Source organism: Pseudoxanthomonas sp. SL93 (genome assembly GCF_026625825.1).
GTDB lineage: Bacteria > Pseudomonadota > Gammaproteobacteria > Xanthomonadales > Xanthomonadaceae > Pseudoxanthomonas_A.
The window spans coordinates 1,209,405-1,235,893 of sequence record NZ_CP113065.1 but is presented as its reverse complement, the minus strand read 5'-3'; the positions used below and the strand labels follow the sequence as shown (position 1 = coordinate 1,235,893).

Annotated in this window: 20 protein-coding genes; 12 read left to right on the top strand and 8 right to left on the bottom strand. The window is 67.5% G+C overall.

Features of this window, described 5'->3' with window-relative positions; translation table 11 throughout:
- Positions 1-144 precede the first annotated feature (144 nt).
- Both OVA13_RS05710 and OVA13_RS05705 read left to right on the top strand, forming a co-directional pair.
- Positions 145-1,068, top strand: coding sequence for a M14 family metallopeptidase (locus OVA13_RS05710; RefSeq protein WP_267792828.1), 924 nt, complete (start codon positions 145-147; stop codon positions 1,066-1,068).
- A 185-nt stretch (positions 1,069-1,253) separates the two neighbouring features.
- Positions 1,254-1,520, top strand: coding sequence for a DksA/TraR family C4-type zinc finger protein (locus tag OVA13_RS05705; RefSeq protein WP_267792827.1), 267 nt, complete (start codon positions 1,254-1,256; stop codon positions 1,518-1,520).
- A gap of 186 nt (positions 1,521-1,706) precedes the next feature.
- Here the strand turns inward: OVA13_RS05705 and OVA13_RS05700 are convergent, their stop codons facing one another.
- Positions 1,707-2,459 (bottom strand): hypothetical protein, encoded by a 753-nt coding sequence (locus OVA13_RS05700; protein ID WP_267792826.1) that lies wholly within the window; start codon positions 2,457-2,459, stop codon positions 1,707-1,709.
- Between the two features lie 377 nt (positions 2,460-2,836).
- Here OVA13_RS05700 and OVA13_RS05695 point away from each other — a divergent pair, with 377 nt between their 5' ends.
- From OVA13_RS05695 to OVA13_RS05680, 4 genes are all read left to right on the top strand, one after another.
- Positions 2,837-3,460: a hypothetical protein gene (locus OVA13_RS05695; protein WP_267792825.1), complete on the top strand. Its 624-nt coding sequence runs from the start codon at positions 2,837-2,839 to the stop codon at positions 3,458-3,460.
- A gap of 27 nt (positions 3,461-3,487) precedes the next feature.
- Entirely contained in the window at positions 3,488-3,862 is a 375-nt protein-coding gene (locus OVA13_RS05690) for a hypothetical protein (RefSeq protein ID WP_267792824.1), read from the top strand.
- 392 nt (positions 3,863-4,254) lie between these two features.
- The gene (locus OVA13_RS05685) at positions 4,255-5,457 is read left to right on the top strand and encodes a sodium/glutamate symporter (RefSeq protein ID WP_267792823.1); all 1,203 of its coding nucleotides are present in this window, start codon (positions 4,255-4,257) and stop codon (positions 5,455-5,457) included.
- 276 nt (positions 5,458-5,733) lie between these two features.
- Entirely contained in the window at positions 5,734-6,363 is a 630-nt protein-coding gene (locus OVA13_RS05680; RefSeq protein WP_267792822.1) for a YkvA family protein, read from the top strand.
- Between the two features lie 15 nt (positions 6,364-6,378).
- On the opposite strand, the gene OVA13_RS05675 is transcribed toward OVA13_RS05680, so the two are convergent.
- The 6 genes from OVA13_RS05675 to OVA13_RS05650 form a co-directional block, all read right to left on the bottom strand.
- On the bottom strand, positions 6,379-6,735 hold the full coding sequence (locus OVA13_RS05675; RefSeq protein WP_267792821.1) for a hypothetical protein: 357 nt from the start codon (positions 6,733-6,735) through the stop codon (positions 6,379-6,381).
- Between the two features lie 40 nt (positions 6,736-6,775).
- The gene (locus OVA13_RS05670; protein WP_267792820.1) at positions 6,776-7,249 is read right to left on the bottom strand and encodes a hypothetical protein; all 474 of its coding nucleotides are present in this window, start codon (positions 7,247-7,249) and stop codon (positions 6,776-6,778) included.
- Between the two features lie 69 nt (positions 7,250-7,318).
- Entirely contained in the window at positions 7,319-8,638 is a 1,320-nt protein-coding gene (locus tag OVA13_RS05665; protein ID WP_267792819.1) for a peptidase MATCAP family protein, read from the bottom strand.
- 76 nt (positions 8,639-8,714) lie between these two features.
- Positions 8,715-10,127: a Si-specific NAD(P)(+) transhydrogenase gene (gene sthA / locus OVA13_RS05660; RefSeq protein ID WP_267792818.1), complete on the bottom strand. Its 1,413-nt coding sequence runs from the start codon at positions 10,125-10,127 to the stop codon at positions 8,715-8,717.
- A 58-nt stretch (positions 10,128-10,185) separates the two neighbouring features.
- Positions 10,186-10,662 carry a potassium channel family protein gene (locus tag OVA13_RS05655; protein WP_267792817.1) on the bottom strand — a complete coding sequence of 159 codons (477 nt, stop codon included), beginning with the start codon at positions 10,660-10,662 and terminating at the stop codon, positions 10,186-10,188.
- 23 nt (positions 10,663-10,685) lie between these two features.
- Entirely contained in the window at positions 10,686-11,789 is a 1,104-nt protein-coding gene (locus OVA13_RS05650) for an AI-2E family transporter (protein ID WP_267792816.1), read from the bottom strand.
- A gap of 515 nt (positions 11,790-12,304) precedes the next feature.
- Here OVA13_RS05650 and OVA13_RS05645 point away from each other — a divergent pair.
- A complete protein-coding gene (locus OVA13_RS05645; protein WP_267792815.1) occupies positions 12,305-13,009 on the top strand; it encodes an HDOD domain-containing protein in 705 nt (234 codons plus the stop codon).
- Positions 13,010-13,087: 78 nt separating this feature from the next.
- On the top strand, positions 13,088-13,702 hold the full coding sequence (locus tag OVA13_RS05640; RefSeq protein WP_267792814.1) for a DUF6151 family protein: 615 nt from the start codon (positions 13,088-13,090) through the stop codon (positions 13,700-13,702).
- 84 nt (positions 13,703-13,786) lie between these two features.
- Here the strand turns inward: OVA13_RS05640 and OVA13_RS05635 are convergent, their stop codons facing one another.
- Positions 13,787-14,218, bottom strand: a complete 432-nt coding sequence (locus tag OVA13_RS05635; protein ID WP_267792813.1) for a nuclear transport factor 2 family protein — start codon at positions 14,216-14,218, stop codon at positions 13,787-13,789.
- A gap of 503 nt (positions 14,219-14,721) precedes the next feature.
- On the opposite strand from OVA13_RS05635, the gene OVA13_RS05630 reads away from it, so the two are divergent.
- The 4 genes from OVA13_RS05630 to OVA13_RS05615 all read left to right on the top strand — a co-directional run bounded on the left by OVA13_RS05630 (position 14,722) and on the right by OVA13_RS05615 (position 26,467).
- The gene (locus OVA13_RS05630; protein ID WP_267792812.1) at positions 14,722-20,757 is read left to right on the top strand and encodes a fibronectin type III domain-containing protein; all 6,036 of its coding nucleotides are present in this window, start codon (positions 14,722-14,724) and stop codon (positions 20,755-20,757) included.
- Between the two features lie 223 nt (positions 20,758-20,980).
- On the top strand, positions 20,981-23,104 hold the full coding sequence (locus OVA13_RS05625) for a M13 family metallopeptidase (protein WP_267792811.1): 2,124 nt from the start codon (positions 20,981-20,983) through the stop codon (positions 23,102-23,104).
- A gap of 142 nt (positions 23,105-23,246) precedes the next feature.
- On the top strand, positions 23,247-23,840 hold the full coding sequence (gene thpR / locus OVA13_RS05620; protein WP_267792810.1) for an RNA 2',3'-cyclic phosphodiesterase: 594 nt from the start codon (positions 23,247-23,249) through the stop codon (positions 23,838-23,840).
- Positions 23,841-23,965: 125 nt separating this feature from the next.
- A complete protein-coding gene (locus tag OVA13_RS05615; RefSeq protein ID WP_267792809.1) occupies positions 23,966-26,467 on the top strand; it encodes an alpha/beta hydrolase family protein in 2,502 nt (833 codons plus the stop codon).
- Positions 26,468-26,489: the final 22 nt, after the last annotated feature.

Genomic DNA, 26,489 nt, shown 5'->3' with positions numbered 1-26,489 from the left:
AACGGGATCAGCGGATCTATCCGGCCGTGGCGGTTTCCGGTTGCTCCCAGGCCCGCATCGGGGATCGGCGCGAATGAACGGCCGCGCATGCCCGATGTTAAAGTGCGCGGCATTTCCCGGCGACACGGCAAGGCGGTGCAGGTCATGACGAATCCCTCTTTCTACCCCATCGGCATCCCCGGCCAGCCCTGGGGCGCGGCCGAGAAAGCGGAATGGCGCGCGCGCCAGCGCGTGCAGCGCAGCCATGCGGCCGACGTGGTGGCGGTGATCGACGGGTTGCGCGACCGCTTCGACGTGGTGCAGTACGGCCAGCTGGATTACGGTCCCGGCGAAACCTACCCGCTGCATGCGGTGCGCAGCCGGGACTGGAACGACGCGCTGCCCGTCCTGCTGGTCACCGGCGGCGTGCACGGCTACGAGACCAGTGGCGTGCATGGTGCCCTGCAGTTCCTCGACCGGCATGCGGCCGATTACGCAAGCCGCGCGAACCTGCTGGTGGTGCCGTGCATCAGTCCATGGGGCTACGAGCGCATCCACCGCTGGAATGCCGAGGCGCTGGACCCCAACCGGTCGTTCCGCGTGGACAGCCCCGCACAGGAATCCGCGGCGCTGATCACGCTGGTCGCGCCGGTCCGCGAACGCGTGCTGATGCACATCGACCTGCACGAGACGACCGACAGCGACGAGACCGAGTTCCGGCCCGCGCTGGCGGCGCGTGACGGCAAGCCGTTCGAGCCGGGCGAAATCCCCGACGGGTTCTACCTGGTGGACGACAGCGTGAACCCGCAGCCGGAGTTCCAGCAGGCGGTGATCGCCGCGGTGGCGCAGGTCACCCATATCGCGCCTGCCGACGACAATGGCGAGATCATCGGTTCGCCGGTAGTGGCCGAAGGCGTCATCCAGTACCCGGTGAAGGCGCTGGGCCTTTGCACCGGCGTCACCGACGCGCGCTACACCACCATCACCGAGGTGTACCCGGACAGCCCGAAAGCGACGCCGCAGCAGTGCAACGATGCGCAGGTGGCGGCGGTTCGCGGCGCGATCGACTTCGCGCTGGCGAATGCGTGATTCCCCTGTCGTGGGCGTGGTCGTTCATGGGGATGGCGCGCGCGCTGCAGCATTGCGCGAGAGGCGCCGCCCAGCGTGTGCTCCGGCAGCCATCGTGCCGGAGTAGACGACTGCCGGGACGTGCGTGGCGTTGCGTTAACCCGCGCGGGTGTACGCTGCAGGCGTAGCAGGAGAGGAGCGCGGCCATGGCAACCGGTTGGGCGGGTGACGGGGCGGTACAGGAACAGATCGACGCGACCGTGAAGGACGGCATCGAGCGCGCGCGTCGCCAGTTGCACACGGGTCCCAGCCTGACCCATTGCGAAGAATGCGGGAAACCGATCCCGCTGGCCCGACAGAAGGCGGTGCCCGGCGTACGGCTCTGCGTGAGCTGCCAGGAAGCCGCCGACCGGGACGAGCAGGGCGCCGGCCTGTACAACCGCCGCGGCAGCAAGGACAGCCAGTTGCGTTGACGCACCATGGCCCGGGCCGCGCCGAGCGATTGAAGTGCGACAGAATCAGCGGTCAACGATCAGAGTGCGCGGTGCACCTCGGTGCCACCGCGCTACTGACCAGGGAACTCGGCCCCGACGAGACAACCCCGGCTCACCGGGGTTGTCAGGCTGCATCCCTTACAGGAGATTCACGCGAATCGGCGATCAGTGCGGACGCTGGCGGTCCAGTGTGAACGCATCGGCGACCGCGTGCTTCGCGCGCTCCCAGCCCAGCCTGGATGTGCCCTTGAAGCGCTCCCAGCCGGCTTCCAGGTCGCCTGAAAGTTCATCATCCCAGTCGCGGTCGGCGTACTGCTGACGCGCGTAGGTGCCATAGCGATAGGCGGGGCGGTAGTCGTCGAACGTTTCGCCATCCTTCGCGTAGGCCGAGTCCTTGAAGCGCGCGCCGAAGAACTCGTCGGTACCGCTGTACGTGCTGTAGGTGCGGTCCGCCCGCTCCCACGAGTCGCGCACGGCCGGCCGCGCGTTTTCCCAGTCCAGGCCGGAATCGCCACGACGGTCATCCCAGTCCTTCTGCAGGCGCTGTTCGGTCTGGTCCCAGGAGAGGTCGGGATTCTGTTCGCGCGCCTCCACGCCGGTGCGGTAGGCGCCTGCATAGTCGCGGTCGAAATCGCGATCGGCTTCGTAGTAGGGGCGTGAGGCCGCGTTCTCGCGCCAGTATTCGACTTCAGCCGTGGGGTCGAGGCGCTCGGCGACGCCCTTGCCTGCGGCCGCGCCTGCGATCGCGCCTGCCGCCGCACCCACCAGCGTGCCGATGGGACCGAACATGGTGCCTGCGACGGCACCCGCCGCGACCGCACCGGCCACGCCGCCTACACCGACGCCGACAGGATGGGAGCCGGGCGCGCCGGTGATGGGATCGGGGTTGGAATCGCGACCATGGGTTTCTCGAGTCATTTCAAAGCTCCTGTGGAACGGGGGAATGCGATGCGCATGCATGCACGGGATCGCCATCGCTTCTTCGCCAACTTCGTCGACCGTCCGCATGGCGGAAGGCAGGAGTGCGAGGCGCCGGAAGATGGCTGTGGCGCACGCTTGCATGGCGTGCGTGACGATGACGTGCATCATCGACTTCATGTGGATGACAGATGCTCCACACGTTCTCCGCACGGCAACGGCAGTGGCTTCGCGCGCTTTTCACGTTGCGGAATCAACACGTAACCGTGGGCCGGTGCGTGATGCTGAATACGTGCGGTACCACGTCATCGTCACGCGTTCGTCTCGAATGCGGAGGTACAACGGGAGCCCCAACCCCAGATAGGTGCGGAGCTGTCATGGCACGTTCAAGCAATCTCAACAAGGATCAGGTTCACGAGCTGCTGCTGCAGGCGCTTGAGACCGAGCGCGGCGGTATCCAGGTCTACACGGCGGCCATCAAGGCGGCGCAGAACGACGACCTGAAGAAGGAATGGAAGGAATACCTGGACGAAACCACGACACACGAGCAGGTGCTGACGCGGGTGTTCGAACAGCTCGAGATGGATACCGAAGAGCAGAGCCCGGGCCGCAAGGTCGTGGCGCATCAGGGCCAATCGCTGGTCATGGCCATCGAGATGGCGATGAAGACCGCCACGCCCGAGGCGGCACAACTGGTCGCCGCGGAATGCGTCGTGCTGGCCGAAACCAAGGACCACCAGAACTGGGAGCTGATCGGCAAGGTGGTCGAGGCCGGCGGTCCGCTCGCGAAAGTCCTGCAGCCCGCCTACGAGGCAGTCGAGCAGGACGAGGATCACCACCTGTACCACACGATGGGCTGGTGCCGGGAACTGTGGATCCAGTCGCTCGGCATGCCCGCCGTGCTGCCGCCGCCGGAAGAGGTCAAGCAGGTGGAAACCGCGATCGGCGCCGCACGCGCCGAGAAGAGCCGTGATGACATGCTGAAGTCCAGCAAGCACTAGGCCGCAGTACATGGGGCAGCGCCGCCTATGCGCGTGCTGCCCCATGATCTCAGGCGTGCGGCTACCCAGCACGTGCGTCTTTGCAGCAGGAATGCCGAGGGTGGCAAGGGGACAGATATGGCGGGGCAGGATTTGGGGAGACTTCCGGAGGGCTTCCGTTGGGAAGAGACGGGGTTCGGACTGCGGCTGTGGGTCGCGGATTGCGAGGTCCTCGAGATCGCCCCGCGGCGCAGCGGCTGGATGATCACCATCCATCTTCAGGACCCGCGCGGTGCGCATTCCGAAGTGGCAGTGCCCAATCTGTATCGGGGCGCAAGCTGGGCCTGCCGCTGGGTCCACTCGCGGACGCACCGCCTGCGCGAGTTGGCCACGGCCGGCGAGGCACTGCCGGTTGGCCAGTGAGCTGATGCGTCGTCCTGGATAAGGGGCTGACCCGACCCGCCGAAGGATCGCATCGGCTTTTTTTGCTGCGAGCAGGTTTGTTGTGAGCACGCGCTTGTGGCCTCCCGTCCGGCGCGCCCCGACGGTGCGGATGCGCCGTGCAGCCTCGACACGTCATGATCCCGGGCACTCCCACGCGCGTGGTCCGTGGGGCACGCTCCGTGGGCGGCCGCCATTCCGAAGTCGGGACATCTGGCACCGCGCGTCTGCTCCCGCTTGCGTCCTTGCGACGCAAGCGCAATGCTGCGGAATGCGGTGCCGGGGGATCGGGGCCGCCCTCGGTACGTGCTGCGATCGTCGTTTCCGTAGAAGCCGGTGGGGCCGCCAAGGCCCGCCGGGCCGTTGGAGGGGATATGACCACGATGGCGTTGTCCGATCTTGAGACCCTGGCCGTGGGTCTGTTCGCGCTGGTGGTGGCCGGCGCCATCAGCCGGGGGGTGCCGCTGCTTGCACGTCTCAACGTGCCGGTCCCCGTGGTCGGTGGGGTGCTGGTGGCGATCCTGTCGGCACTGCTGTACCGGTTCGCTGGCCTTTCGGTGCAGTTCGCCGGTCAGCTGACCACGTTCTTCCTGCTGGTGTTCTTCACCACCGTGGGCTTGTCCGCCAAGCTCTCCGCGCTGAAGGCCGGTGGGCGGCCGCTGGTGATCCTGTGCGTGGTCACGGTGATCCTGCTGGTCGTGCAGAACGTCACCGGCATCCTGGTGGCCACCGCTTCAGGTGCGCATCCCTTTTACGGCGTGCTGGTCGGCAGCGTGTCCTTCGTCGGCGGCCCCGGTACCGCCGCTGCCTGGGCGAAGGAAGCACAGGCCATGGGCCTGGCGCATGCACCGGAAGTGGCGGTGGGCGCCGCCACCCTGGCGGTCGTGGTGGGCGCGCTGGTGTCAGGCCCGGTCACCGGTTGGCTCATCCGCCGCCACCAGCTGCGAGGTCCTGGGGGTGCGACACCGGCCAGCTGGGTCGCGCCTGACGTGGCGCCTCCACCGCCGGCACCGCCCATCGCCACCATCCTCGGGGTGCTGTTGCTGATCGTGGTTGCCGTGCTGGCCGGCGATGCCGCCAACCAGTGGGCGCGGGCCCATGGGCTGGTGCTACCCGGATTCCTGACCGCCATGCTGGCCGGCGCGGTGATCACCAACGTCGCCGATCTTGTGGGCGCCAGGATCGATTTCACTCCCATCGAGCGCGGCGGCGAAATCGCCCTGCAGGCGTTCCTGGTGACCTACCTGATGAGTCTCCAACTGTGGACGCTGGGCGCGGCGATCGGCCCACTGATGATCAATGTCGTCATCCAGGTGGTGGTGACGGTGCTGGTCGGCGTGCTGCTGCTCTACCGCTGGCTGGGGCGTGACTACGACGCCGCGGTGACCGTCGGCGGCTTCCTCGGTTTCGGGCTCAGTTCGATGCCGGTGGCCATGGCGACCATGGACAGTGTTGCGCTGCGGTACGGGCCATCGCCGAAGGCGTTCCTGCTGATCGCGCTGGCCGGCTCGTTCTTCGTCGACCTGGCGAATGCCTTCATCGTGAAGGGGTTCATGTCGCTGCCCTGGTTGCAGTGATGCGTGGCATGCAGCGGCCGCGATGAGGCGCGTTCCGCAGGGCGACCGGCGCAGGCCGCCCAGTAGAAATACTTAGGCATCGGGGCGGCGCGGTTGCGGCATGCTATGGCGGGTCTGCCGGTCTCTTCGCGCAACCGGGCCGCAATGAAACGCATGTTGGTCGCCGGAACGATCCGGCAGCCCTCGATGCCACGCTGGCAGTGACGTGGTTGCGCTCGCATCCACGCTGGCAGCGGATCCACTACCGACGGCGGCCGTAACGGCCAGGAGCACGACATGTCACTGACCATCAATCTGGAATTGACCGACCAGGACCTCGCGCACTTCAAGAAGGCGAGGGAAGCGGCCTTGAACATCAGCCAGCACATGAGCCTGCAGGAGATCACGCAGGCGGCGTCGGACCTGTTGCTGAAGGCGCAGCAGAGCGACTCGCCGCAGTTCGTCAAGGATCGCCTGCTGCTGCTGGATTCCTTCATCGCCATGGCGCGTGACGAGGGCTGGGCGCTGCAGGACGAGGACATCGTGCACCTGCGTGTCGCGCTGGCGTATTTCGCCACGGCGGCCGATGCCATCCCGGACCACATTCCCGTGCTGGGCTTCCTTGATGACGCCATCATGATCGAGCTGTGCGCGCGCGACCTGTGCCATGAGGTGGATGCCTACAACGACTTCTGCGAATTCCGCGAACGCGAGGCCAGGCGCCACGGCCTGGCCCCGGAAAACGTGGGCCGTGCCGACTGGCTGGCGGGCCGTCGCGAGGAACTGCAGGAGCGCATGCGCCGGCGCCGGTCCCGGCTGGGCAGCGGTGGGCTGGGCGTGGGCTACGGCTCCAGCAGTGGCTATGGCGGCGCCCGGGTCGGCTATGCCGACGGCGGTTGGCGGCCGGGCGTGTTCACCACCCGCTGAGTCCCGCGCGGCGGGTCAGCAGGGGTGCGTCCTGAACAGGATGACGAGCTGGATGACCCGCAGCGTCACGAAGAAGTACGCGATGCTGAGCGCGATCTGCAGCAGGATGTGCTGCCGGAACTTCGCCAGCCGCCGCAGGCCGTCGGCGAAGTTGGCCAGTATCAGCAGAAGGCCCACGCCGGCCACGACATAGCCGGCCAGGCGTGGATCCACCAGGCCGAACAGGCCCAGGTTTCCCTCGCGCGTCGAGGCTTCCAGCCCCGCGGCGACGAAGATCGTCGCGACGACGGCGTTGCGGGCGTGCTCGAAGACTTCCTTCAGCCCGCCGCGGTTGAACAGCGACCGCAGCGGGGAGGCACGTGGCGTCTGCATGGTGCCCTCCGGAGAGGTGGGTTTGCGCAGGATGCGGCGATCACGCCTGGCGGGGACCATCGCCGAGCTTGCGGTACAGCCGGACGACAAGCTCTTCGGCCACCAGCATCGCAAGGATCACGACGATGAGCGTGATGATGCCGTGGAACCTGCCGTCGAAGCGCACCTTGTCGCCGAAGGCCAGCGTCAACGCCTCGAGGATGACGAACTTGGACCCGAACAGCACCAGCCACGCGAAGAAGAAGCGCAGGAAGGTCATGAACCCGCCCGGGCGCTTCTTGAAGAAATCCGCGACGCGGTGCTCGACGGCCAGCGTCAGTTTCAGCAATACCTGCAACAGGATGGCGGCCAGCAGCGAGATGGTGAACGAATCGATGGTGACCTTGTCCGAATACTCGACGAACAGGTTCAGCACCACCAGGTCGATCAGGATCGCGGTGAAGTAGCGCATGAACAGGCGCTGCTTGTTGGAGGGCGTGGTTGCCGTGACCGGCATCAGTGCTTCGCTGCTCATTGCCTTGTTCCCTCGCTGGTGATGGATGGGTGTGGGGTCGTCATGCTGCAGTCCGCATCGCCGTCGGCGTCACGGGGTAAAGCCTGAAGCCTCGATGGCCTCGTCTTCATAGTCCACGAAGCGCTGGCTGTCCAGACGGTCCAGCCGCAGCCGCTGGGTGGCCGCCGAGAAGGCCAGGGTGGCCAGCACGCGCTGCGGATCCCGAGCCCAGGGCGGCAGGTAGACCGCGGGGGCGATGAGGCCCGTCTGCCGGAATGGCGCCAGGGTGATGACGTCGGCCGTGGTCACGCGGCCGGCAAAGAGCATCGACAGCAGCTCGCTGCGCCCCTCCTGCATCAGCTTGCGGATGAAGACATGCACCAGCATCAGGCCCTCCAGGTAGGCGCCGTCCTTGGTGAAGCAGACGCCCCCACGCGGGTCGCCGCCACGGAACAGGCGCGCGGCGCTGGCGCAGCTCTCGGTCTCGCTCTGGCCGGCGTCCAGGAATCCGCGGAACACCTCGATGAAGTCCGCACCCTCCAGCGCCCGCTTCAGCATGACCACGCGCAGGGCAACGCGACGGAGCCGCGCGATGTCGATGGCGCCGGTGATGATTTCCGAGAACGTCGCCAGCCCCTCCTGCGTGCGCGTCGTGCGTGGGGAGCCCAGGCCCAGGGTGCGCAGGTGCGGCTGGCTCTTGCCGTTGAGCGCGGTCAGGGTATGGATGAAGGCTTCATGCTGGGCGAGTTGTTCCAGGTCGCGTTCGGAAAACATGGCGCTGGCGCGCAGCTTGATGCGCGTGCTGCACGCGGTGGCCTTCGATGGCAGCGAGGCGTCCAGCACCACGGCGACCTTGTGGTGGGTGAAGACGGGATCGATGCGCTCGCGCAGGCGCTGCGCGAAGGTCTCCGCGGGGATGTCGGCCGGCACGGGTGGCAGCCGCCGGGCGTCGATCAGGTCGTCGGTGATGGCCAGCATCTCCTCGGCACTCTGTGCGTTGGTGATGTCCTGGCTGCGGTAGCGCTGGTCCGGCCGGCCGTAGAGGAAACTGGAGCAGCGCGTGAATTCGGGCGTGCCGATGTTTTCCAGCATGCAGGCCGCCACCCGGTAACTCCACGCGGTCTTGTACAGCCAGTGCCCGACCGGGTGGCCGCGGTCGATGCGACGCATCAGCTCACGCAGCGTCGCGATCTCGCCGGCGAGCGACGGTGCCGTCGTGACGGGTTCGGGCAGGCGAGGCGCGCCAGCGCGCCAGCCTTCAAGAAACCGGGACTCGAGTCCTGCCGGCCAGTTGATGGTGGACAGTACGCGGATGCGACGGCTCACCGTTGCCAACGCGTTGTCCCATTCGGCGAATCGCTCCATCTCCCGTGCAGGGGGATGGAGGACGGGGGGATCGGTGGCGATCATGGTGGGCCTCCGGGAGCAGGGCGCGCCAAACCCGCTTCTTGACGTGGATGGATCAGCGTGGATGCGGGCCGGGATCTCATGCCCGCTCGCGCGCCATGCGTGTCTGCAGCAGCGCGTCGTACGTGGCGTATTTGTACATGTCGCCCAGCGTGGGGAAATTGAAGCAGGCGCGGTTGAACAGCTCCGCACCGGCACCGGCCAGCATGGCGGTCATGCCCACGTGCACGGTCTCGGTGGCCTGTTCCCCCATCACGTGTACGCCGAGCAGCTGCATGTCGCTGCGCCGGAACAGCAGCTTCAGCAGGCCGTGCTCGTCGCCGAGGATGCAGCCGCGTGGCGTATCGGCGGCCCGCCAGCGCCCGGCGACGTAGTCCACGCCGGTTGCCTGAAGCTGTTCTTCGGTTGCGCCGACGGCGCCGACCTCCGGGATCGTGTAGATGCCCACGGGCAACAGGGTCGCCAGGTCACGTTTCAGGTCCGAGCCGAGCGCCCGGGTGATCGCGGCCCGCGCCTGTTCCATGCCGGTGGCGGCGAGGGCAGGGGCGCCGATGACGTCACCTGCTGCATAGATGTGCGGTACCGAGGTGCGGAAATCCTCGTCCACCTCGATCAGTCCCCTCGCTGCGGTGGCAACGCCCGCCGCTGCCAGGTCGAGCTCCTGCGTGTTGCTGCTGCGTCCCGCGCACACCAGCACGTCATCGCAGGCCAGCACGGCACCCGATGCGAGCCGCAACATCACCTGGCCGCTGCCGTGGGGCTGGCAGTGTTCGACCTGTTCGCCCAGGTGCATGTGGACGCCGAACGCGCCCATCGCCGAGGCCAACTGGCGGGACAGCTCCCCGTCCAGGAATGGAAGCAGCGCGCTGCGGCCATCGACCAGGTGTACCTGCGTGTCGAGTGCCGCAAAGGTCGAGGCGTATTCGCAGCCGATCACGCCGGCACCGACCACCGCCATTACGCGTGGCATGGCCTCGATATGGAGTATCTCGCTGGAGTCGTGGACATGCGGGTGTGCGAACGGGAAGGCAGGGGGATGGAACGGCGACGACCCGGTGGCGATCAGGAATTTCCCGCCCCGCAACAGATGCGTCGCGCCATCGCCATCCCGCACGGCCAGCATGTGCGGGTCCATGAAGGTGGCGGTGCCCCGCCGGCGCTGGACGCCGAGCCCCGCCAGTCGCGCTTCGACCCGGTTGCGCTCGCCGCGCATGACGTTGTCGCGATGGCGCGTGAAATCCGCCACCGAGGCTTCCCGGCGGAGGGAAAGGTCCACGCCGTACAAGCGTCTCGCCCGCAGCCCGGAAAGCGCGAGCGCGGTTTCGCGCAGCGTCTTGCTGGGAACGGTGCCGGTATTGATGCCGGCGCCGCCCACGTCCGCTTCACGCTCGACCAGCACGGTACGCGCGCCCATCATCGCCGCGGCCATCGCACCGTTGACGCCCGCGGGGCCGGCGCCGATCACCACCACATCGAAGGCTTCCACTGTCATGGCGCATCGTCCTGTCCCCGTGGTGGTCTCAGCGGCGCTCGTTCGCTGCGTGACGGGCTCACGGCAAGTGGGGCTCGCCCGACAGCCGGGGTGCCGCGTCGGTCGATTTCAGTGCAGCGTTCATCTTCACCACATCGAACACCGCCGCGGTCATCACCGCCGTGGACACGCCGAACATCAAGATGCCGTTGGCTGCCTCCAACGGACCCAGCATGCGCCAGCGCACCGACATGACCACGTCGCCATAGCCGAGCGTGGCGAAGTTGACCGCGGAGTGATACAGCGCACTGGCGAAGTCGTCGAACTCCCCGATCAGCATGAACAGCCCCGCCCAGATCGCCATCTGCACGAAGTTGCCCAGCAGCGTGAGCAGCATCACTGACGACAGCAGCAGGATGTCGCGCCACTGCGAGCGTTCCGCGGCATGGACCATCCTGTAGCGCGCGTAATAGCGCAGGCACCGGGCCACGAACACCGCCTGCAGCACCAGGCACAGCAGGATCACGGGCAGCCCGGCGAGCAGGTTGAGCAGCATGGCGATCCTTCAGGCGTGGCCGGTCATGGGACAGGGGGCTCGGCGGGCAGGTGTGCGGGCCGATCGTCCACCCATTGCCAGAAGAGCTCGTAGGCCACCGCCAGCACCACCGGCCCCACGAACAGGCCGATGATGCCGTCCGTGATCATGCCGCCCAGTGCGCCCACCAGGATCACCGGCATCGGCACGTCGACGCCGCGCCCGAGCAGCAGCGGCTTCAGCACGTTGTCGATCAGGCCCGCGACGAAGACGTAGACGGCGAAGACCACCGTGCCCGCGCTGATGTCGCGGGTGGCGAAGACGTAGATGATCACCGGCAGCGTGACCAGCGTCGCCGGCAGCTGCAGGATGCCGAACACCAGCACGACCAGGGCGAGCAGGCCGGCACCCGGAATGTCCATGGCCACGAAGCCGATGCCGATCAGCAGCATCTGCGCGAACGCGATGCCCACCACGCCCTGCGCCACCGCGCGGATGGTGGCGGTGCACAGCTCGGTGATGTGCAGGGCTTTCTCCGAACTGAAGATGCGCGCACAGATGCGGATGGCGCTGTTGTGGCCGGCGGCGCCGTAGGCCATCACGATGCCGGCGATCACCAGCGCGGCGAGGAACATCAGCAGGCCGATGCCCACTTTCGCCATCTTCGACAGCAGGGTCAGGCTTACTTCCTTGACCTGTGGCGCGAAGTTGCGTGCCAGCCCGGTCAGGTCGGTGGCGGCCTGCAGCCAGAACGCATGCAGGCGCTCGCCCACCAGCGGCCAAGTCGCCACCGCATCCGGCGGCGGTGGAACATGCAGGCCATCGGCTTTCACCAGTTCCATGGCGCGGTGTGCGGAATCGGTCAGCGACATGCCCAGCAGATAGACCGGGACCGCCAGCACGGCGATGCCCAGCAGCACGATGAGCGTGCCTGCGCGGCCGTCGCCTTTCTGTCCCAGCCGGCGCGCCAGCCTGCGATGCAGCGGGTACAGCATGACGGCCAGGATCACCGACCACAGCAACAGGTTGAGGAAGGGATGGAAGATGCGGAAGCAGAACGCGACCAGCAGGGCGATGAGCCCGGCTCGGATCAGGGCGTCCAGTACGCTCGCCGACAGGGCTTCGCGTTGCGGAGGCTTGGCCGACATGGGTACTCCCTTCGATTCGATCGCAAGAAGGAGTGACCGCGCAGTTATCCTCGGTTGCAAAGTGAAAAGCAACCGACGATTCCACCTGTCCTGGGGATGCAGCCGGACAGCCCCATGCGGCTCGACGAAATGTCGATCCGGCTAAGTAGTTTTACTTAGACCGCCTCGTGATCGGCCGAGGCATCGAGCGTCGTGAGGGCCACGCATCGGCGCGGCGATCGGAGGGAGTCGGGTCCACGCGTACCTGGCTAAAGTTGAGCCCCGTCGTGCCGCTAACGCTTCAACAACTACGGCAAGGTGCGCGCGTGGCACTGCTTCGGGCTTTCACATACTGGTGGCGCCGGGAACGTCCTCCTACTGCCGCATCGGCGCACACGCCCAGGGCGTCGACCGCTGCCGAGGCAGGTCCGGCGGTGGATGCACCCGGTGTCCTCTCCCGGAACTGGGCACAGCCGCTCGTCGATGCCGCGCTTGCCGGCCAGCCTGCGCCGCTGTCGTCCGCCGAAAGCGCCGTCATGATCGCCGCCACGGAGCAGGCGCTGGCGCGTTTCGACAGCGAGCCCGGGCGATTGCCGCGCCGGCCGCAGATGTTGCCGCAGCTGCTCAGTACGTTGAACGATGACGACGCCTCCGGGCGCGACATCACAATGATCATCGCGCGTGACCCCGCACTGGCCGCCAACCTGCTGGCACTGGCCAACAGCGCGCTGTACCGCAGCCAGCCCACACCGGTCGAGAGCCTGGACCGCGCGGTGGCGCAGGTGGGGACGGATGGCTTGCGCCAGCTGGTGGCGGTGGCACTGATGCAGCCGGTGATGCGGGTGGAAGGCGGTATCTTCGGTCGCCTGCCCGAGTTGCTGTGGGATCACACGCAGCATGCCGCACAGGCGGCTGCGCAGTTTGCCCGCACCATCGAGCGCGAGGATGCATTCGCCGCCCAACTGCTGGCGTTGCTGCACGGATTGGGCGCCATCGTGGTGGTGCAGGCACTGCGCGAGACCTCCGCGCGGCAGCAGCCGACTGCACCGCCGGAGGCGGCATCGGTCGCCGCACTGCTGCAGCGCGAGGCCCCGCGCATCGCCAGGCGGGTAGCGCGTGAATGGGATCTCTCCGAGCGCCTGATGTGCGCCCTCGACGACCAGGCGTTGGACGATCTCGCCGCCATGGGCGGGCTGGGTCGCGCCTTGGCCGTTGGCGCGGCGCGCGTCCGGATCCCTTGACGCACGGTGGCTCAGCGATGTGAAGCCGTGCATTGACGCGATGCTTATGCGGCTTCGTTTACTCATGGGACACCACCCATGAGCGTTCGAGGTACGCCGATGACATTGCAGCTGCGATGCGCCTGTGCGCAGGTGAAGGGAACGGTGCTGCCGGCGCGGGCATACCTGCGTGCGACCTGTTATTGCAGCGACTGCCAGGCGTACGCCCGCTTCCTCGGGCGACCGGAGGTGCTGGATGCGCACGGCGGCACCGACATCGTGGCGATGGCGCCATCCGGGGTACGCATCACGGCGGGGCAGGAACACCTGGCGTGCCTGTCGTTGAGCCGGAAGGGACTGTTGCGGTGGTATGCCTCGTGCTGCCGGGCGCCGTTGGGCAACACGCCGCGGGACGCGTCGGTCTTCTATGTCGGCATGGTCACGTCCAGCATCGACGCTGCGCCTGAAGCGCTGGATGCTTCGTTCGGCCGACGCGATCGCGTCGCCATCAACACGGACTCGGCAACCGGGCAGGTCCCCTCGACGCCGCTGGCTTTCGTGACCGGCGGCCTTCGCATCTTCGCGAACATCCTGGGCGCCAGACTGCGCCGCGAGGAGCCCACGCTGTTCTTCACCGCCGACGGCCAGCCCATCCGTCCCGTGCAGGTGTTGGATCCGCAACAGCGCGCCGCGCTGGGGCTGGAAGCGGCGTAGCCGGCCATTGCGTGGGGTCGCACATGCGCGGCGACGTTGCGTGCCCTGTCTTCGTCCATCCCCGCCAGGAGCGTAGCGCCCGACTCAGGGGCGGGCGGGCGTGCTGGCGTCGTAGGCCTTCACCACGATCCGCCAGCCGTCCTCGAACTTCAGCAGGCTCATGTGGTCCTGTGCCTTCATGGAGGGGTAATCCAGCTCGATGACGGCGGTGGCCACGTTGCCGGTGACGGTGATGGACTTGATCCAGCGGCGACGCGCGGCTTCGTCGGCCGGCGCGCGTCCGCTGGCCGCCTGCGCGATGTAATCGTTGGCAGAGCGCTGTGTGTAGCGGCCATCACGCAACCCCACCAGCATCGCGTCGGGGGCAAAGGCGCGGCGGAAGTGCTGTTCCTGCCCGGTGGCGTGCCCATCCAGATAGGCCTGCAGGGGCACGGTGACGTCTTCGATGTCGCCCGCGTGGACGGGCATGGCGGAGAAGGCAAGGGCAAACAACAGGTGGCCAGACAGGCGTTTCATCGGTCGGCTCGGGGCGGCTGGGAAGGGAGGCGCGACGGTAGGGCAAACGCGGGAGCCGGTCGACCACGATCCGCCAAGGCGTTCCGCGGGTGCGATGAACCGACACTGCAAGGTCCGTTGCGGAGAGGCATGTCGCAGCCGTTCCACAGGCCGACAAGGTCGATGAAGACCGCTTCCGGATCCCACGGTTGCGGGCGCTGGCAGTGTCTGCGTGTCCTGCCGCAGGGCCAGAGTCGTCCACTTACGGAATGTTGCTGCGGCACAGCGCTTGCATGACGTAGTTGCGGTGGCGGCGCATACCGGCACTGGAGCCAGCGCGGCCGGCCGGCTAAGATGCGGCGGAAGTGCAGCGTTCCGTGAAGCGGTAGGACTGCGCTCGATCCGTCATGCCGGGGAGGCTTTCCTAGCGGAAGGCTGGCATGCGTGGATGATGCGGGTGCGCGCCGACAGGCGTGTCGCCATCTGTCGCAATCAAGCGATCACGCTGTTCGGGGGAAAACCGTATGTTGCCTTACCTTTCCGGCGCAATGCGCCGCGTGCGTGCATTCGCGCGACTGTCTGGCTACGGACTGATGGCGTGCCTGCTGTTCTCCGCGGTACCGGCCCGTGCGGCGACGCTCACGTTCTCGAACGATGTGGGCCTCGGAGATGGCATTGCCTCCGACGGGGATGGCGGGTCGAGCGATATCGGCGGGCTGTCCATCCAGATCTACAACATCAGTGATACGGCGGGAACCAGTGTCGGCGCGATCCACTGGCGTGACAGCGGCTGGATGTTTAGCAGCGACCCGGGTTATTCGGGCCTTACTTTTGACGACGGGGCACTCACACCCACGAAGGGCATGGCGGTGCGTTCGGCGGACGGCAGCGAATTCAAGCTGACGTCGTTCCGGTATTACAGCTGGGGCGAGACGTCGCCCATGACCAATACCGTCATCGGCTACCGGGACGGTCTCCAGGTCGCCTCAATGACCTTCCAGGGTTTCGATCCCGGCGCCATGCCGCAGACGGTCGCGTTGGGGGCAGCATTTGCGTACGTGGACGACGTCAGGATGTTCACCTCCGCGGGCGGCATGATGGGAGGTTCAGGCAGCTGGCACTCGATGAACAACATCGTCATCGATCCCGGTGTACCGCCCGATACGACGCCTCCCACCGTCAGCTCGGTCACTTCCAGTACGGCCAATGGCACCTACAAGGTGGGCGACATCATCAGCCTGCAGGTGGCTTTCAGCGAGAACGTCATCGTCATCGGTACCCCACAGCTGACGATCGAGACCGGTTCGACCGACCGCACGGTCAACTACACCAGTGGCAGCGGCACCAGCACGCTGACCTTCAGCTACACCGTGCAGGCCGGCGACACCACGGCGGACCTGGACTACACCTCGCCCACGGCGCTGGCGCTGAATGGTGGATTGATCCGCGATGCGGCCAGCAACAACGCGACCTTGACGCTGCCATCGCCGGGTACGGCCGGCTCGCTCGGCGCGAACCGTAACCTGGTGATCGATGGCGTGCTGCCTGCGGTCACGTCGGTGACCTCATCGACGCCGGATGGCACGTACGCGTTGGGTGCGGCGATCAGCCTGCAGATCGACTTCACCGAAGCGGTGACTGTCACTGGCACGCCGCAGCTGACGCTGGAAACCGGCGGCGTCGACCGTGCCGCCAACTACGCCAGCGGCAGCGGCAGCAGCACGTTGACGTTCAACTACACCGTCCAGACTGGCGACGTCAGCAGTGATCTCGACTACGTCGCCACCAGTTCTCTGGCGCTCAATGGCGGCACGATCCGCGATGCTGCGACCAACAACGCCACACTGACGCTGCCGTCGCCCGGCACCGCCGGTTCGCTGGGCGCGAACAAGGCGCTGGTGGTGGATGGCACGCCGCCGGTGGTCACGGGCATCACCGTGAGTGGCTCGCCTCCCTCCACCAGCACCAGCGTGACGTTCACGGTGGCGTTCAACGAGCTGGCCAGCAACGTGTCCACGGACGACTTCGCCCTTGGGACGACCGGATCGGCGAGCGGCACGATCAGCAGCGTGTCCGCCAGCGCGGGCACCTCGATCGACGTCACCGTGAGTGGCATCACCGGCATGGGCACGTTGAAGGTGAACCTCAACGGCGCCACCAACATCGCCGATGCCGCCGGCAACAGCGGGCCGGCGGCGTTCACCGGAGGAGCGACCCACACCGTCGCCATCCCCACCGCGCCGGACGCGCCGACCATCGGCACCGCGACGGCGGGCGATGGACAGGCCAGCGTGACCTTCACCGCACCGGCCAGCAATGGCGGTTCTGCGATCACCACGTACACGGCCACCGCCAGCCCCGGCGGCGCATTCGGCACCTGTGCCGGACCGGCTGCCTGCACGGCCACGGTGACGGGTCTGACCAATGGCACGGCGTACACCTTCACCGTGACCGCCACCAATGCCATCGGAACCAGCGTGGCGTCGGGCGCATCGAATGCCGCGACGCCCAAGGGCAGCCAGACCATCACCTTCACCAACCCCGGTGCGCAGAACTTCGGCACCGCGCCGACGTTGACCGCCAGCGCGACCTCCGGCCTCACGCCGACGTTCAGTTCGTCCACCACCGGCGTCTGCACCATCACGTCCGGCGGCACGCTGACCTTCGTCACCGCCGGCAGCTGCACCATCGATGCCGATCAGGCGGGCGATGCCGCGTGGAACGCCGCGACCACGGTGACCCGGACGTTCACGGTCAACGCCGTGGCACCGGGCGCGCCGACCATCGGTACCGCGACGGCGGGCGACACCCAGGCCACGGTGACGTTCACCGCGCCGGCTTCGACCGGCGGTGCTGCGATCATCGCCGGCGGCTACACGGTCACCGCCAATCCGGGCGGCGCGACCGGCACCGGCTCCAGTTCGCCGATCACGGTCACCGGGCTGACCAATGGCGTGGCGTACACGTTCACGGTGACCGCGACCAATTCCGTGGGCACCGGTGCCGCCTCGGCCGCATCGAACAGCGTCACGCCGGCCTCGCCGCAGACCATCACCTTCGCCAACCCGGGCACGCAGAACTTCGGGACATCGCCGAACCTGTCGATCCTGGGGGGCGGCGTGTCTTCGACGTCGGGCCTGGCCGTGACGTTCACGTCGTCCACCACGAGCGTCTGCACGATCAGTTCGGGTGGCGTACTGACGTTCATCGCGGCCGGTACCTGTACCATCAATGCCGACCAGGCGGGGGACAGCAGCTACCTGCCGGCGCCGCAGGTCAGCCGCTCGTTCACCGTCATTCCCGTCGTGCCGGGTGCACCGACGATCGGCACGGCGCTCGCAGGCGATACGCAGGCGAGTGTCGCGTTCAGTGCTCCGGTGAACATCGGCGGATCGGCGATCACCAGCTACACGGTCACCGTCAGCCCGGCCGATGTGGCGCCGATCAATGGTGCGTCGTCGCCCATCGTCGTCACCGGCCTGACCAACGGACAGGCCTATACCTTCACCGTGACCGCGGACAACGCGGCGGGTACCGGCCCTGCGTCGGCGGCATCCAACAGCATCACGCCGGCGGCGACGCAGACGATCACGTTCAACAGTCCCGGCGCGCAGAACTTCGGTACCACGCCGACGCTTACCGCGACCTCGGACGCCGGCCTGACGCCGACGTTCACCTCGTCCACCACGGGCGTGTGCACGATCACCCCTGTGGGTGCGCTGACGTTCGTCAGCGCGGGCACCTGCACGATCAATGCCGACCAGGCGGGCAATGGCAGTTACCTGGCCGCCCCGCAGGTCACGCGCTCCTTCACGGTCAATGCGGTGCTGCCGGGTGCGCCGACCATCGGTGCGGCCACGATGGCCGCGCCGGGCGAGGTGGACATCGCGTTCACCGCGCCGGCCAGCAACGGCGGCGTGGCGATCACCGGCTACACGGTCACAGCAAGTCCGGGCGGTGCGACGGCCTCGGGCACGACCACGCCGATCCGGTTCGCCGGCCTGACGCCGGGCACCAGCTACACGTTCACGGTGACGGCGACGAACAGCGTGGGAACTGGAGCGCCTTCGGCTGCGTCGAACGCGGTGACGCCGGCACCGGCGTTGGCGGCTGGCCCCGTCAGCACGACATTGGCCTACGGCGCACCCGCCACGCCGGTCACGCTGGCGATCACGGGCACCGCCACGTCGGTGGCGGTGGACACCGCGCCTGTGCACGGTACCGCGACAGTCAACGGCACCACGATCAGCTACCAGCCCAACACCGGTTACGCAGGCCCGGACAGCTTCACCTACACGGCCAGCGATGCGTACCAGACCACGACGGCCGCGACGGTGACCATCACCGTGACGCCGCCGACCGTGGCGCTGGATGCGGCCAATCCCGCCAACGGCACAGGCGGCAGTGCGTACACGCATGCCCTGGTCGCCAGCGGCGGTGCCTCGCCGTACAGCTTCCAACTGATGGGTGGCGCATTGCCGGATGGCCTGAACCTGGGTGCCGACGGTCGCATCACCGGTACACCGACGGTGGCGGGCAGCTTCACGGTGACGGTGCAGGTGACCGACAGCAGCACGGGCATCGGACCGTTCACCGCGCAGAGGCAGTACACGCTGCAGGTTGCCGCCCCGCAGATTGCCTTCAGCCTGTCCGCGTTGCCGGATGCCACGCACTCGGTGCCGTTCGCACAGACGTTCTCGGTCACCGGTGGCACCGCGCCGTACACGTACGCGATCGTGGCAGGAGCCCTGCCGCGCGGCGTGACGCTGGGTGCTGCAGGCGCGCTGTCGGGTACGCCGGAGGAAGCGGGCCGCTTCACGTTCACCGTGGAAGTGCGCGATGCGAACGGCTTTGCCGGCACGCAGGCCTACGAACTGGTCGTGGCCCAGGCCACGCAGGCGATCAGCGGCTTTGTCGCCAATCCGGCAGCGCCGGTATTCACGCCGAACGGTACGTTCGTGCTTGCCGCGACCGGCGGTGCATCGGGCAATCCGGTGGTCTTCGCCAGCACTACGCCCCAGGTCTGCCAGGTGAGCGCTGCCACCGTCACCATGCTGGCGGCGGGGCGTTGCCGCCTGACGGCGGACCAGGCGGGCGATGCGAACCATCAGGCGGCGCCGCAGGCAAGCCTGGACGTGGACATCGCGGCTGCCGTGCCGACGCTGGCGTGGCCGGAGGAACTGCGCAAGGTCTATGGCGAACCCGCCTTCGAGCTGGCCAATCCGCAGAGCCCGAGCAGCGGTGCCTTCACGTTCACCAGCAGCGATCCGGAAGTGGCCAGCATCAGTGGCCGCACGGTGACTTTGCATGCCGAAGGCGAAACGGTGATCACCGCCACGCAGGCGGCGGCGGGCAACTACGCGGCGGCGACGGTGGACATGCGTCTGGTCGTCGCGGTGCGCCCGGATCCGACCCGTGACCCGGGCGTGATCGGCCTGCTGCAGGCGCAGGTGGACGCCAGCGTGCGCTTCGCCAACGCGCAGCAGTCGAACATCCGCGACCGCCTGCGCCAGGTGCGCAGCGGTGCCAACGGTGCCAGCAACACCGTCACGCTGGCGTATGCCGGCGGCGAGGATCGCCAGGGACTCTCGGTGCCGGTCGGGCAGGCGGCAGGCGGCACGTTGCCGGCCCTCCCGCAGGGCTGGGGTGCGTGGGCATCGGGCACCGCGACATTCGGCAAGAGTGGCCGGGCAGGCGGGTACGACTTCCAGACCGATGGCATCACGCTGGGTGTCGATCGCGCGATCGGCGACGCCGTGCTCGTCGGCGTTGCCGGCAGCCTGGCGCGCAACGACAGTGACCTGGATGGCAATGCGTCCGAACTGAAGGCCGACCAGCGTTCGCTGGCGGTCTACGGCCTGTGGCGTGCGGGCGAGCACCTGTTCGTCGATGGCATGCTGGCCACGGGCACACTGGAGTTCGACATCCGGCGCTGGAGTGACGATGTCGCCGCGCTCGGCACGGCGGCACGCGATGGCGAGCAGTGGTTCGGTTCGCTGGCGTTCGGCTACGAACACCGTGGCGAGCGCATGGCGCTGACCGGCTACGGCCGCTACGACGCCAGCCGCACCACGCTGGATGCGTACCGCGAGTACGGCCTGGACATCTACGACCTGGCCTATCGCCGCCAGGTGGTGGAGAACAGCACCGTCGCCCTGGGCGTGGAGGGCAGTTACCAGTTCGGCGGCGCGACCGGGCGTTACCGGCCCTTCTGGAATCTGGAGTACCGCCAGGCGCTGGAAGACAAGGGCGAGGCGGTGATGAACTACGTGGTGTGGCCGCATCCCACCGATTACCGGCTGGGCATGCAGAGCTACAACGACAACGCGCTGTCGCTGTCGGCCGGCCTGGACGTCAAGCTGCGCCCGGGCTGGCTGCTGTCGCTGCTGTTCGGTCACGAGCAGGCCAGCAACAGCACGCAGGGCAGCAGCATCGGTCTGCGCCTGTCGTACGGCGGGCAGTCGGGCGGCGGTTTCGTACCGGATGACGGCACGATGGCCAGCGACGCCGATCGTCGTTGCGGCCGGCGTTGTACCCGACAGGGCGATGCACCGCGCTGACCCGGTGCCGCGCCTCTGACTGGAACGAAGCCCGGCCGCGCGCCGGGTTTCTTTTTCCTGCCGAAGCACCACCTTCACCGGCCATGCAACGCCAGTGGCGGCACTCCCGGACTTTGCCGTATCTGCGCCCAACCTCTGGCACGGTCGCCGGCAAGGGGGGGAGGGTAAGCTCGCGTACACGCCTACGCGCGATGCGCATCTGTCCTGTTTCCGGAGAACGCCTTTGAAGAAGACCCTGCTGACCACCGCGACCCTGCTGGCGCTGTCCCTGGCCGGCCCGCTGGCTGCGCACGAAAATGATGGCTGCCTGGACGATGGCTGCACCCTGCGGACGCTGTTCGCCGAAGCGGGCAGCACGGGCACGCCGGCTGCCGGTTCCACCATCGCCGCCCGGCGTTTCGGCGAGTGGGGCATCGACACCGCGGGCATGGACCGCAAGGCTGCGCCGGGCACGGATTTCTTCCGCTACGTCAGCGGCACCTGGGCCGACACCACGCAGATCCCGGCCGACCGTTCCAGCTATGGCGGCTTCGCCATCCTGCGCGACCTGTCCGAAGCGCGCCTGCGCGTGCTGGTGGAAGGCTACGCGCTGGGCGATCCGTCCACGGGGGGCGACGCGGCCAAGATCGCCGCGCTGTATCAAGGCTTCATGGACGAGAAGACCGTCGAGGCACTGGGCGCGAAGCCCCTGCAGCCGGTACTGGCCGACATCCGCGCGGCGAAGGACAAGCAGGCGCTGGCACGGCTGATGGGCCAGCGTGGCAGCTTCAACGACAGCTTCTTCAACCTCAGCGTCACCGACGACCAGAAAGACCCGGACCGCTACACGCTCTACCTGAGCCAAGGCGGCCTGGGCCTGGGCGACCGCGAGATGTACCTGCGCGACAACTTCAAGCCGCAGCGCGAGCGCTACGAAGCCTATATCGCACAGATGCTGCAGCTGGCCGGCTGGGACAGGCCGCAGGAGAACGCGAAGGCGATCCTGGCACTGGAAACCCGCATCGCCGAAGCGCACTGGACGCGCGCTGAAAGCCGCAATCGCGACAAGACCTACAACCCGTTGGCGATGGCCGAATTCGCGACGAAGTCCCCGGGCTTCCCGTGGGCGGACTTCTTCAACGCCGCGGGCGTGGAGGTCGCCGGTCGCGCGGTGATCCGCCAGGACAGCGCCATTCCGAAGATCGCCGCGATCTTCGCCGATACGGATGTAGCCACGCTTCAGGCCTGGCAGGCCTTCCATGCGACCGACAACGCGGCCCCGCTGCTGTCGAAGGATTTCTCCGTCGCGCAGTACGAGTTCCGCGACAAGTTCCTCTCCGGCCAGCCGCAGCAACGCGAGCGCTGGAAGCGCGGCGTCGCGTTCTCCGAAAGTGCGATGGGCGAGGCGATCGGCCGCGACTACGTGAAGCTGTACTTCCCGCCGGACGCCAAGGCCAAGATGGATGCACTGGTGGCCAACGTGAAGGCGGCCATGGGCGCGCGCCTGGACACGCTGGCGTGGATGAGCCCGGCGACCAAGGCGGAAGCGCATGCCAAGCTGGCCGGCTTCGGGCTGAAGATCGGCCACCCCGACACGTACCGCGACTACAGCGCGCTGGTGGTGAAGAACGGTGACCTGTTCGGCAATGCCCTGCGTTCGCAGCAGTTCGAGTGGGACTACCGCCGCAACCGCATCGGCAAGGCGGTGGACAAGGGCGAATGGGGCATGACCCCGCAGACGGTGAACGCGTACTACAACTCGGTGAAGAACGAGATCGTGTTCCCCGCGGCCATCCTGCAGCCGCCGTTCTTCGACCCGGACGCCGACCCCGCGGTGAACTACGGCGGCATCGGTGGCGTGATCGGCCACGAAATCATCCACGGTTTCGACGACCAGGGCCGCAAGTCCGACGGCAAGGGCCTGCTGCGCGACTGGTGGACCGCCGACGACGCGGCCAAGTTCGAAGTGCAGGCCGCCAGGCTGGGCACGCAGTACGAGGCGTACGTGTTCCCGCAGCTGCCCGGCATGCACATCAACGGGCGCGTGGCGATGGGCGAGAACATCGGCGACCTGGGCGGCCTGACCATCGCGCTGGAGGCCTACCACCGCTCGCTGGGTGGCAAGCCAGCACCGGTGATCGACGGCTTCACCGGCGACCAGCGCTTCTTCATGGGCTGGGGCCAGGTATGGCGCACCTTGTGGCGCGACGACGCACTGCGCCAGCAACTGGTCAACGGCACGCATTCGCCGGGCCACATCCGCGCCTTCGCCCCGCTGCGCAACATCGACGCGTGGTACGACGCATTCGGCGTGAAGCAGGGCGACCCGCTGTACATCGCGCCGCAGGACCGCGTGCGGATCTGGTGATGCGGTCGTGCTGAGACGGGGTCGGTGCGGCCCGCCTTGGCGACAGACACGCAGCATGGGGTGGGCAAAGGCCCGCCCCATGCTTGCATGCGGCATGCCATCGCGCGGATGATGCGGGCGTTGCAACCCCTTGACCCGCAGCATGTCCGCATCTTCCGCGCCATCCCAACAGGGCGATCTGTTCGGCGGCCCCCGACCGGGGCGGCGGCATAGCCTCTTCTTCGCGCTGATGCCTTCCGACGAAGAGCGACGCGCGATCTCGCGCCTCGCCGACAGCCTGTACGGGGCGTATCCGCAGGCACGCCGGGTAAAGGCATCGCGCTACCACCTGACGCTGCATTTCCTGGGCGAAAGCGACGAGCCCAGGCTGGACCTGGTGCGTGCCGCCTGCGATGCCATGCAGGACTGGCAGGCCGAGCCCGTGGCGATCACGCTGGACCACCTGCTCTGCCTGGGCAATCCCAAGAACCCCGCGCTGACGCTGGCCTCGCTGCACCCGACCGCGTCGGTGGTGGCGTTCTGGCGCGGCCTGCAGCAGCGGCTGCTGCGGGCGGGCTTCAAGCAACACGTGGGGCGCAGTTTCGTACCCCACCTGACCCTGGCCTACGTACCGCCGCGCACCGCGCCGGTGGACGTGGCGCCCGTCGTCCTTCACCCGCAGGCCGTGCACCTGTTGCAGGGCATCGAGGGCGAGCCGGAATACCAGCAGCTGGGCGAGTGGGTGCTGCAGCGGTAAGCCCCGGTGGGTGGCCCACTCGAAGGCGGTCGTCTCCGGCTGTCCCTGCATGCGCGGCCATGCGTATCATCGCGTCGGGGGGATGGCGGGGGGCCATCGCACGGGATCGACCAAGGAAGTGGAGCATGGGAACAGGGGCGGGCGTCCGACGCTGGGCCGGCATCTGGATGCTGGTGGGCATGCTGATGGCGGGGCACGCACGTGCCAGCATGGAGCCGGTCGAGCCCGGCGAGGTTCCTGCGCTGGCGGCCAACCAGGGACTTGTGCTGGTAGCGGTGGATACCAACGTGGATCTCTACGGCGTACGCGTGAACCGGGACGGCAAGTCCTTTGGCGCGGGCGTCATGCGCGACATCAAGGCGGGGCGGAGTTTCCGCCTGTATGTCGCGCCTGCGGGAAAGTACGAATGGCGCGAGCTGCAGCTTTTCTATGGCCTGCGTTACGCCCTGGGCGATGACGAGGATTTCCACTTCACCGTCGAGCCCGGCAGGATCACCTATCCCGGCGAACTGGTGTTCCGCCCCGTGTCCCTGTGGCGGGCGGACATAGCCACGTCAAACCGCGGACTGGCGGCGCTGGACTGGCTGCAGAAGGAACATCCGTCGCTCTACGCGACGCACCCGTTTGTCTTTGCCGGTCGCTACCCCGATCCTTTTCCTGCGTTCTACAAGCAGGCAAGCGCGCAACACCCGCGGCCGCCAGGCGACGCTGCGGGGAAGTCGCCGGCCGACCCGGGTCCGCTGCCGGTGCCGGTGAAAACGCTCTTCAGGCCGGACCGGATACTGCAGGCCAGCCTGAACCCTGCAGGGTCGCTGCTCGCTCTGCACGTGCGCAATGCAGACGATGACTGGGCCGTTGAGCTGGTGGACCTGAAATCCGGCTCGCTGACCGTGATGGCGAAGAGCGCGCTGCGGTTCGAGTCACTGGAATGGTCCGGCGATGAAACCCTCTTGATCGCGCTGGACAAGCCGCGCAGCCTGAAGATGATCACCGTGATACGGATCGAGACCGATGTGGCAGGCAAGCGCAGCTACGCGCGCATCAAGCTGCCACGCGACGGCGTGGTGGTCGATTCGCTGCCGCGCGAGCGCGACCACATCCTGTTCGGCAGTGTCAGCCGGGACGGCGAGTTCATGGTCCACAAGCTGGACATCTCCAGCCAGAAGGCGGTGGACGATTTCCGGATCACCGTGCGCGGGCGCATGAACACCGGCGTGACCGGCGACGTCGGCTGGTATACCGATGGCGAGGGCAACCTGCGATTGGCGATGGTCAGGAAGGAAGACGAGTACGTCCTGTTGCACGGGCGCGACGGCACGTACACCGAGGTCATGAAGCTCTCGGACAACACGGATTTCCAGCCCGTGGGGATTTCGTACGACGCCAATCTGATCTACGGCCTGACCGACAAGGACCGCGACCAGCGCGACCTGGTGGAATACGACGTCACCCGGAAGACCATCGTGCGCACGGTGTTCAGCCGTGCGGGCGTGGACGTGGTCGCCGGGATATTCAACGCGCAACGTGTGCCGATAGGCGTGCAGTACTACCAGGGCGGACAGCTCGTGAACGAGTACTTCCAGAGCCAGGACGTCCATATGGACGGCCTGCTGAGGAAGGCATTCCCGGGACGGATGGTCAGCGTGATGGATCGCAGCCGCGACGGGCGCCAGTCCGTGCTGCGCGTGGATGCCGCCGACCAGCCACCCCAGATCTACCATCTGGACAGTACCGCCGGCAGGGTCAGCCTGGTGGACGAATCCATGCCGTGGCTGTCGGGCACGCGTTTCGCGCGTGCCCAGGTGATGCGCTTCAAGGGCTCGGATGGCCTCTCGATGGAGGCATTCCTCACGCTGCCCCCCGGCGACGGAAAACGCCCGCTGGTGGTGTTCCCTCATGGCGGCCCGATCGGCGTGGCCGACCGCCTGCATTTCGATCGCGAAGTGCAGTTCATCGCCTCGTTGGGGTATGCGGTGCTGCAGGTGAATTTCCGCGGCTCGGAAGGCTACGGCAAGGCGTTCCGCGAAGCCGGCTACCGGAATTACGGCAAGTTGATCGAGGACGACATCGATGCCGCACTGCGTGAGGCGCTGGCGAAGTACCCCTTGGATGCGCAGCGGATGTGTGTGTTGGGGGCCAGCTACGGTGGTTACTCGGCGCTGGTGGCTACCGTGCGGTGGCCGGAGCGGTTCCGTTGCGCGGTGTCCATTGCAGGTGTCAGCGACCGCATCCTGTTCTTCACGGCCAGCGACTCGGCACGCAGCGAGAAGACCCGGGCGTTGATGGAGAAAATGATGGGAAATCCCAAGCAGGACCTTGCGGAGATGCAGCAGACCTCGCCGCTGTACCAGTTCGAATCCATCAGGGTGCCGGTCATGCTGGCGCACGGCCTGGAGGATCCGCGCGTCGATTTCGAGCATACGCGGCGCATGGCGCGGATGCTGACGCTGGCGGGCCACGCGCCGGTCGAGCTGTCCTTCGAGAAGGAGGGGCACGGGATAGACGTGCCTGAAAACCAGGAAAAGCTCTGGAGTGGCGTTGCGGCGTTCCTGCGGCAGCACCTCGGCAATCCATTGCCGGGCGCCGCGTCCGTGGTTCCGGCCGGTCGGACTGAAACGCCGCAATGAACATCGCAGGTGCCGGATTGCG

What these genes read in the sequence shown, in the direction of transcription:
- OVA13_RS05710 (WP_267792828.1), top strand. Translation starts at nt 145, where the DNA reads ATGACGAATCCCTCTTTCTACCCCATCGGCATCCCCGGCCAGCCCTGG.
- OVA13_RS05705 (WP_267792827.1), top strand. Translation starts at nt 1,254, where the DNA reads ATGGCAACCGGTTGGGCGGGTGACGGGGCGGTACAGGAACAGATCGAC.
- OVA13_RS05700 (WP_267792826.1), bottom strand. Translation starts at nt 2,459, where the DNA reads ATGACTCGAGAAACCCATGGTCGCGATTCCAACCCCGATCCCATCACC.
- OVA13_RS05695 (WP_267792825.1), top strand. Translation starts at nt 2,837, where the DNA reads ATGGCACGTTCAAGCAATCTCAACAAGGATCAGGTTCACGAGCTGCTG.
- OVA13_RS05690 (WP_267792824.1), top strand. Translation starts at nt 3,488, where the DNA reads ATGCGCGTGCTGCCCCATGATCTCAGGCGTGCGGCTACCCAGCACGTG.
- OVA13_RS05685 (WP_267792823.1), top strand. Translation starts at nt 4,255, where the DNA reads ATGACCACGATGGCGTTGTCCGATCTTGAGACCCTGGCCGTGGGTCTG.
- OVA13_RS05680 (WP_267792822.1), top strand. Translation starts at nt 5,734, where the DNA reads ATGTCACTGACCATCAATCTGGAATTGACCGACCAGGACCTCGCGCAC.
- OVA13_RS05675 (WP_267792821.1), bottom strand. Translation starts at nt 6,735, where the DNA reads ATGCAGACGCCACGTGCCTCCCCGCTGCGGTCGCTGTTCAACCGCGGC.
- OVA13_RS05670 (WP_267792820.1), bottom strand. Translation starts at nt 7,249, where the DNA reads ATGAGCAGCGAAGCACTGATGCCGGTCACGGCAACCACGCCCTCCAAC.
- OVA13_RS05665 (WP_267792819.1), bottom strand. Translation starts at nt 8,638, where the DNA reads ATGATCGCCACCGATCCCCCCGTCCTCCATCCCCCTGCACGGGAGATG.
- sthA (WP_267792818.1), bottom strand. Translation starts at nt 10,127, where the DNA reads ATGACAGTGGAAGCCTTCGATGTGGTGGTGATCGGCGCCGGCCCCGCG.
- OVA13_RS05655 (WP_267792817.1), bottom strand. Translation starts at nt 10,662, where the DNA reads ATGCTGCTCAACCTGCTCGCCGGGCTGCCCGTGATCCTGCTGTGCCTG.
- OVA13_RS05650 (WP_267792816.1), bottom strand. Translation starts at nt 11,789, where the DNA reads ATGTCGGCCAAGCCTCCGCAACGCGAAGCCCTGTCGGCGAGCGTACTG.
- OVA13_RS05645 (WP_267792815.1), top strand. Translation starts at nt 12,305, where the DNA reads ATGATCGCCGCCACGGAGCAGGCGCTGGCGCGTTTCGACAGCGAGCCC.
- OVA13_RS05640 (WP_267792814.1), top strand. Translation starts at nt 13,088, where the DNA reads ATGAGCGTTCGAGGTACGCCGATGACATTGCAGCTGCGATGCGCCTGT.
- OVA13_RS05635 (WP_267792813.1), bottom strand. Translation starts at nt 14,218, where the DNA reads ATGAAACGCCTGTCTGGCCACCTGTTGTTTGCCCTTGCCTTCTCCGCC.
- OVA13_RS05630 (WP_267792812.1), top strand. Translation starts at nt 14,722, where the DNA reads ATGTTGCCTTACCTTTCCGGCGCAATGCGCCGCGTGCGTGCATTCGCG.
- thpR (WP_267792810.1), top strand. Translation starts at nt 23,247, where the DNA reads ATGTCCGCATCTTCCGCGCCATCCCAACAGGGCGATCTGTTCGGCGGC.
- OVA13_RS05615 (WP_267792809.1), top strand. Translation starts at nt 23,966, where the DNA reads ATGGGAACAGGGGCGGGCGTCCGACGCTGGGCCGGCATCTGGATGCTG.